This is a genomic window from Mesorhizobium sp. M4A.F.Ca.ET.020.02.1.1 (assembly GCF_004022645.1).
In the GTDB taxonomy this organism is placed as follows: Bacteria; Pseudomonadota; Alphaproteobacteria; order Rhizobiales; family Rhizobiaceae; genus Mesorhizobium.
In genome coordinates this window covers 1-6,037 of record NZ_RZOI01000362.1, presented here as the reverse complement: position 1 = coordinate 6,037, position 6,037 = coordinate 1, and the positions used below count along the sequence as shown (strand labels likewise).

Annotated in this window: 7 protein-coding genes and 1 pseudogene; all 8 read right to left on the bottom strand. The window is 64.3% G+C overall.

Features of this window, described 5'->3' with window-relative positions; all coding sequences use genetic code 11:
- A partial coding sequence (locus tag EN742_RS21105) for a 2Fe-2S iron-sulfur cluster-binding protein (protein ID WP_128333230.1) occupies positions 1 to 1,248 on the bottom strand: 1,248 nt, incomplete at its 3' end.
- Positions 1,199 to 2,173, bottom strand: a complete 975-nt coding sequence (locus EN742_RS21100) for a methyltetrahydrofolate cobalamin methyltransferase (protein WP_126054093.1) — start codon at positions 2,171 to 2,173, stop codon at positions 1,199 to 1,201. The genes EN742_RS21105 and EN742_RS21100, both read right to left, overlap by 50 nt.
- A gap of 80 nt (positions 2,174 to 2,253) precedes the next feature.
- Positions 2,254 to 3,345, bottom strand: coding sequence for a methylenetetrahydrofolate reductase (locus tag EN742_RS21095; protein ID WP_126054094.1), 1,092 nt, complete (start codon positions 3,343 to 3,345; stop codon positions 2,254 to 2,256).
- Positions 3,342 to 3,941: a methylenetetrahydrofolate reductase C-terminal domain-containing protein gene (locus tag EN742_RS21090; protein WP_126054095.1), complete on the bottom strand. Its 600-nt coding sequence runs from the start codon at positions 3,939 to 3,941 to the stop codon at positions 3,342 to 3,344. Before EN742_RS21090 ends, EN742_RS21095 begins: the two co-directional genes overlap by 4 nt.
- Positions 3,934 to 4,236 (bottom strand): virulence factor, encoded by a 303-nt coding sequence (locus EN742_RS21085; protein WP_126054096.1) that lies wholly within the window; start codon positions 4,234 to 4,236, stop codon positions 3,934 to 3,936. The genes EN742_RS21090 and EN742_RS21085 overlap by 8 nt, the downstream gene beginning before the upstream one ends.
- Positions 4,237 to 4,372: 136 nt before the next feature.
- Positions 4,373 to 5,155 carry a formyl transferase gene (locus tag EN742_RS21080; protein WP_126054097.1) on the bottom strand — a complete coding sequence of 261 codons (783 nt, stop codon included), beginning with the start codon at positions 5,153 to 5,155 and terminating at the stop codon, positions 4,373 to 4,375.
- A 133-nt stretch (positions 5,156 to 5,288) separates the two neighbouring features.
- Positions 5,289 to 5,867 carry a DUF4893 domain-containing protein gene (locus EN742_RS21075; protein WP_126054098.1) on the bottom strand — a complete coding sequence of 193 codons (579 nt, stop codon included), beginning with the start codon at positions 5,865 to 5,867 and terminating at the stop codon, positions 5,289 to 5,291.
- Between the two features lie 25 nt (positions 5,868 to 5,892).
- Positions 5,893 to 6,037 (bottom strand): annotated as a pseudogene (locus tag EN742_RS21070) (DUF1638 domain-containing protein); the annotation flags it as partial.

Below are 6,037 nucleotides of genomic sequence, written 5' to 3'. Positions count from 1 at the left end.
GATCTCGGCATTGGTGCCGACGTCGACGATCAGCATCATCTCGTCCTGGCGGTGTGGGCCTTCCGACAGCGTCACCGCCGCCGCGTCGGCGCCGACATGGCCGGCAATGCAAGGCAGCATGTAGAGGCGGGCGCCCTGATTGAGCTTCAGGCCAATATCGGAGGTCTTGATGCGCACCGCGCCCGAGACCGCGAGCGCGAAGGGCGCGCCGCCGAGCTCGGTCGGATCGATGCCGAGGAACAGATGGTGCATGATCGGATTGCCGACGAAGACGGAGTCCAGGATGTCGTTGCGCTGCACATTGCCTTCGGCGCAAACCTTGTCGACCAGGCTGGAAATCGCCTCGCGCACCGCGACCGTCATGCCTTCGCGGCCGTCCGGATTCATCATCACATAGGAGACACGGCTCATCAGATCCTCGCCGAAGCGGATCTGCGGGTTCGATGTGCCGGAAGAGGCCGCGACACGGCCGGACAGCAGCGACACCAGATGCATGGCGATGGTGGTCGAGCCGATATCGCAGGCGAGTCCGTAAGCCTCGTTCTTGAGGCCTGGCCACAGCGCGATGACGCGCGCGATATCACTGTCGGCATCCTTGTAGATGGCGGCGGTGGCGGTCCAGTTGCCCTTGCGCAGGATGCCCTGCACCTGCGGCATCAGGTAGAAGTCGAACTCGAGGCTCTTGAAGCCCCAGTCCTTCATCAGCGCGATCTTCAGGCGGTCGAGATCGCCGAGCGGCTTGTGCATGTCGGGCTCTTCGATCTCGACATAGCACATGCGCACTGCCGTATCGCGGGCGATCACCCTGGTGTCGGCATCCTTGCGGATGGTTTGGGCGTTGATGACCGTGTCCTGCGGCACGTCGATGACGAGGTCGCCGAGGATCTGCGCCGAGCAGGAGAGGCGCCGCCGCTCGGGAAGGCCGCGCACGCGCTCGTAGCGCTCCTCCTTGGCGCCCTTGGGCGAAATGTGGTCGTTGGAAGAGACGATCTTGTGCTTGGCGAAATTGCCTTCCTGCACCTCGATCTGGCAGCGCCCGCAAGTGGCGCGTCCGCCACAGACGCTTTCGACATAGACGCCGAGTTGACGCGCCGCGTCGAGCACCGGCGTGCCGACCGGAAACCGCCCGCGCTTGCCGGACGGCATGAACAGCACGAGCGGATCGGTGATGTTGGCAGGCGAGTTCACGATTGCGCGCTTATCCCCTGGCCATCCGGGCTTCGCGGCCGCCGCGGCGACGGCCGCCATTGCCGGCGCCTTCGCCGGGAGCGTTGACCGCCACCGGAGCGGCAACCGCATGGCCGCCTTCGGCCGGCTTGTAGTCCTTGTAGGTGCGGATCCAGTTGGTGCAGTTCTCGTCGGTGCCGTTCAGCACATTGGCGCCGCGCACCGCTTCCATTTCCTGCGGGCGCACCGGGTTCATGATCGCCGAGGTCATGCCGGCGCCGATCACCATCGGGATGAAGGCGGCGTTGATGCCGTGGCGGTGCGGCAGGCCGAAGGAGATGTTGGAGAGGCCGCACGTGGTGTTGACCTTGAGCTCCTCGCGCAGGCGGCGCAGCAGCGCGAACACCTGGCGGCCGGCATCGCCCAGCGCGCCGATCGGCATCACCAGCGGGTCGACGACAACGTCATGGGCGGGAATGCCGAAATCGGCGCAGCGCTCGACGATCTTCTTGGCGACGGCGAAACGCACGTCAGGATCCATCGAGATGCCGGTCTCGTCGTTGGAGATGGCGACGACCGGGACGTTGTACTTCTTGACCAGCGGCAGGATCGCTTCGAGCTTCTCTTCCTCGCCGGTGACCGAGTTGACCAGCGGGCGGCCCTTGGCAACCTTCAGCGCCGCCTCGATGGCAGCGGTGACCGAACTGTCGATCGACAGCGGCAGGTCGACCAGGCCCTGCACGATCTCCAGCGTCTGCACCAGCAGCGCCGGCTCGGTGGCATTGGGGTCGACGGCGGTGACGCCGGCATTGACGTCGAGCATGGTGGCGCCGCAGGCGGCCTGCTCCAGCGCGTCCTTGATGACGGTCTCGAAGTTGCCGGCCACCATTTCGGCGGCGAGCTTCTTGCGGCCCGTCGGGTTGATGCGCTCGCCGATCACGCAGAAGGGCTGGTCGAAGCCGATGATGATTTCTCTGGTCGCCGACGCGACGATGGTGCGGGTCATGCAATCTCTCCGTCGTGATATAAAGAGTTCTTTATATCGTTATCTGATTTCGTTCAAGCGAATGGTGATCGCCCGGGCTCTCAATGCGCGGTCTTCACCATGTCCACCTGGGTTTCGGTAATCTCGTCATGCAGAATGTGATCGAGCCGCTCTGCGACCAGCTGGTCGTCGCGGCGGATTTCGCGCTTCCAGGGCTGGCGGCCCTTCAGCACGCCCGATTCATCGACGATCTCGGCGACATATTCCTCTTGCCGGTAGGCCATCACATGGACGCCGGCGACGCCCGGAATTTCCTTCACCTCGTTGATGATGTCGATGCAGAGCTGCTTGCCTTCCTTCTTCTGGTCCTGCGCTCCTTCCAGCCGCTTGATGATCGCGTCGGGGATATGGATGCCCGGCACGTTGGAACGGATCCACTTGGCCGTCTTGGCCGAGGCCAGCGGCCCGACGCCGCACAGGATGAAGACCTTTTCGGTGTGGCCGAGATCGCGCGCCTTTTGCATGAAGGTTTTGAACATCGGCACGTCGAAGCAGTACTGCGTCTGCACGAACTGGGCGCCGGCGGCGATCTTCTTGCCGAGATGGATCGGGCGGAAATCGAAGGGCGGGGCGAAGGGATTGACGGCGGCGCCTAGAAAGATCTGCGGCGGCGTCGTCAGCTTGCGGCCGGACAGGAACTTGCCGTTGTCGCGCATGATGCGGCAGGTCTCGAGCAGCGACATCGAATCGAGGTCGAACACCGGCTTTGCGCCGGGCTGGTCGCCGGCCTGCACACCGTCGCCGGTAAGGCAGAGCATGTTGGCGACGCCCATCGCGGCGCCGCCCAGCACGTCGCCCTGGATGGCGATGCGGTTCTTGTCGCGGCAGGCGATCTGCATGATCGGGGCGTAGCCCATGCGGGTCAGCAGCGCGCAGATGCCGACCGAGGACATGTGGCAATTGGCGCCGGAGGCATCGACGGCATTGATGGCGTCGACCCAGCCGTCGAAAATCCTGGCGCGGTTATAGACGTCCTCCGGATCGGCGCTGTCGGGCGGGTTGAGCTCGGTGGTGACCGCGAACTCGCCGCGCCTTAGCACGCGCTCCAGCCGGCCGCGCGAAGTATGGCCGGGCAGGGGATCGAGCGGCAGGTGGATGCCGGCCGGGTTCTCGTCGCGCTGGCGGATGGTCATGCGGAGGCTCCGGTTTTAGGCGTATTCTGGGCAGCCTCGCGGGTTGCGGCCGCTTGCGCGGTGACACGCAGCCAGGCGGAGGTTTCGCGCAGCGACTGGTCGACCGGCTTCTGCACGTCGAGGATCTTGTCGCCATGCACCATGTTACGCGAACCTTCCCAGGCCTTGACCCAGACGCAAGGCATGTCGGGCTCGACCTCGCAATTGCCGTTGGCGCGCACGCCGCCGCATGGGCCGTTGCGCAACTGCTTCGGGCAGTTCATCGGGCAGGACATGCCGGTCGAGGACAAGACGCACTGGCCGCACATGCGGCAGTCGAACATGAAGCCCTTGACGCGCTTCTCGACGAATTTGACCGGGGCCTCGACGCGGCCATAGCCGATGCCCTTCCACAAGGGATGCAGCAGCAGGAAGACGTCGGCGAAGCGGCTGTAGAACCATTCGAGCAATCGCGAGTGCCGGATCGACCATAATCTCACCGCGAAGGAGCGCTGGACGCGCCGCTGCGGCGATACGTCGGCCGGCTTGTAGTCGGATTTCGGCGCTGCCTTCTTGACCAGGGTGGCCTGGGTAACGGTCGGTTGCTTATCAGACATTTTCTTTTCCGCCCGCCTTGACCAGAGCGACCAGCCGCTCGCGGTCGTATTTCGTGTCGAGCTCTTGGAAGGCCTTTTCGACCTCGGCTTCGATGTCGTCGCCGACCGGAACCGGGTCGGCCTTGCGCCATTCGGCCAGATAGTCGTCCGTACCGCCGGCGCCAGTGCGCATGGCGCACATGTCGATCGCCTCGGTGAAGCGCAGCGGCAGTTCGCGCTTGGCGTTCTGCCGGCCCTTCCTGACGATGACCTGGGCGGGGATGTCGCGCCAGTAGACGACGATCAGATCGGCCATAAATTTCTCACTCCTCGAAGCTGCGAGCATTGCCGCATGCGCATTGGGGCCGCTTGTTATGGGACGACGCGCGCGCATTCAAAAGCGACGCTATTGGAGGTCGCAAAAAGAAAGGTGAAATAGAGTGGCCGGCCGGCTACCAGATGCGCTTCGTCAAGCCGGTCCAAAGGTAGTACCAGATCGTCGGATGGTACCACTGTTTCGAGGGCAGGCCGGGATCGAATGTGGCGAGCTTGTCCGCCAGGGCGTCACCGACCGCTGCGACGCAGATGTCGCGCGAGAACGCCGCCTGCCGCAGCGCGTAGCTTGAGATGGTGTCGCCCGGTTCAGGCTTGCCGCGGGCCTGCCTCAGCACGCCGCCGGTGTCGACGCCGGCATCGACCAGATGCACGGTGGTGCCGAAATTGCCCGTGTCGCCCGAGGCCAGCGCCCAGTAGCCGCCGTTCATGCCCCGATATTTGGGTGAGATGCCGGCATGATAGTTGAGCACCGGGCATGGCATCTTCGCCAGCGTCTGCCTCGACAACAGCCGGCAGCCGGCAAGTAGCACTACGCCTGGCTTGATGTCCGCGATCGCCTGAAGGGACTCTGGCGCGTTGGCCGAGGGGACGTCGATTCTGGTCTGGCCGGGCCGGGGTTCGGTCTCCAGTTTCTGCTCGGCGATCAATCGTGCCGCATGGCCGGAAAACAAGCGTTTGCCGAGCCGCGTCAGCACCATAGTGCCGAGTTGCCCGATGGCCGAGATCCAGCCTTGACGCCGAGCCCGGCCGAGAAGCAATTGCTTTTTGGATTCAGGTGTTTCGACGATGACGCTGACAGGACCCAGCCGGTCGGCGATGGCGTTGACGATCGCCCAGATGTGCGGACCGCCCTCGGTGACGACGACGATCGGTCGTGGATCTGCCATTGGCGCTGCCATGGTTCGTGCCGCCCCTAGGGAACACCTGGTGTCGGAGCGCCCGGCGCGCCCGGATGGGAGCGGCCTGCGCAAACGCGCGGCATGCTAGGCTGGCCGGGTTAATCCTTGGTGACGGCCCGATCGGCGGAAGGAATCAGCGCTTGAATTCCATGATGTCGAGCTTCGATTCGTAGTAGGGCGCCGGGAATTCAATGCGCCATTCGCTGGCGCTGTTGCGGAAGGCATAGCCGACCTGGTCGCTTTGCGGGCCGCTGCCATAGGGCTTGGCCGGATCTTCGTTGACGGTGAAGGAGCCGAGATAGATGGCGCGTTTTTCGCTGTCGTCGAAGAAGCGGCCCTTGGTGCGCTGCGAGCCGCTTACCTTTTCCAGCCTCCAGCCGGAGCCGTCATCGCTCACCTTGCATTTGAACCAGCCGTAGATGACGAGCGGGCTCAAGCCGCCGGCCTTGATGGTGCGGCACTTCCAGTTGCCGGTTAGGTCCTTGTCTGAGAAAGCGACCAGCGGCTTGGCGAGCAGGCTATCCAACTGCTTGACCTCGGCCGGATCGCCGGCCTTCGCCTCTTCGAGGGCCGCCTTGCGCGTCTCGCCATATTTGCCGAGCCGCGCCTTGTCGGCGGCGGTGATCAGCTTCTGCACCTCCCCATCGGCGTGAGCCGGCACGATCAGGCAGACACCCAGACTCACAGACAGAAGCAAAGCCCGGAAACGCATCGAATTCCCCCTCTTGACTAGCAGGTCAGCCGAAAGCGGCGGCTTCGGCCAGTTCCGTCGTCAGATCGCCATAGCCGGTCGGGCGGCGTTCATAGGCAAGTCCCAGCAGAGCTGCCGCCTTCTCGGCGACCTTGTCGAGTTCCGGGTCGTCGGTCTGGGCGATATAGACC

Excerpts from the sequence above, each read along its gene's own strand:
- EN742_RS21085 (WP_126054096.1), bottom strand. The coding sequence starts at position 4,236 with ATGGCCGATCTGATCGTCGTCTACTGGCGCGACATCCCCGCCCAGGTC.
- EN742_RS21090 (WP_126054095.1), bottom strand. The coding sequence starts at position 3,941 with ATGTCTGATAAGCAACCGACCGTTACCCAGGCCACCCTGGTCAAGAAG.
- EN742_RS21100 (WP_126054093.1), bottom strand. The coding sequence starts at position 2,173 with ATGACCCGCACCATCGTCGCGTCGGCGACCAGAGAAATCATCATCGGC.
- EN742_RS21095 (WP_126054094.1), bottom strand. The coding sequence starts at position 3,345 with ATGACCATCCGCCAGCGCGACGAGAACCCGGCCGGCATCCACCTGCCG.
- EN742_RS21075 (WP_126054098.1), bottom strand. The coding sequence starts at position 5,867 with ATGCGTTTCCGGGCTTTGCTTCTGTCTGTGAGTCTGGGTGTCTGCCTG.
- EN742_RS21080 (WP_126054097.1), bottom strand. The coding sequence starts at position 5,155 with ATGGCAGCGCCAATGGCAGATCCACGACCGATCGTCGTCGTCACCGAG.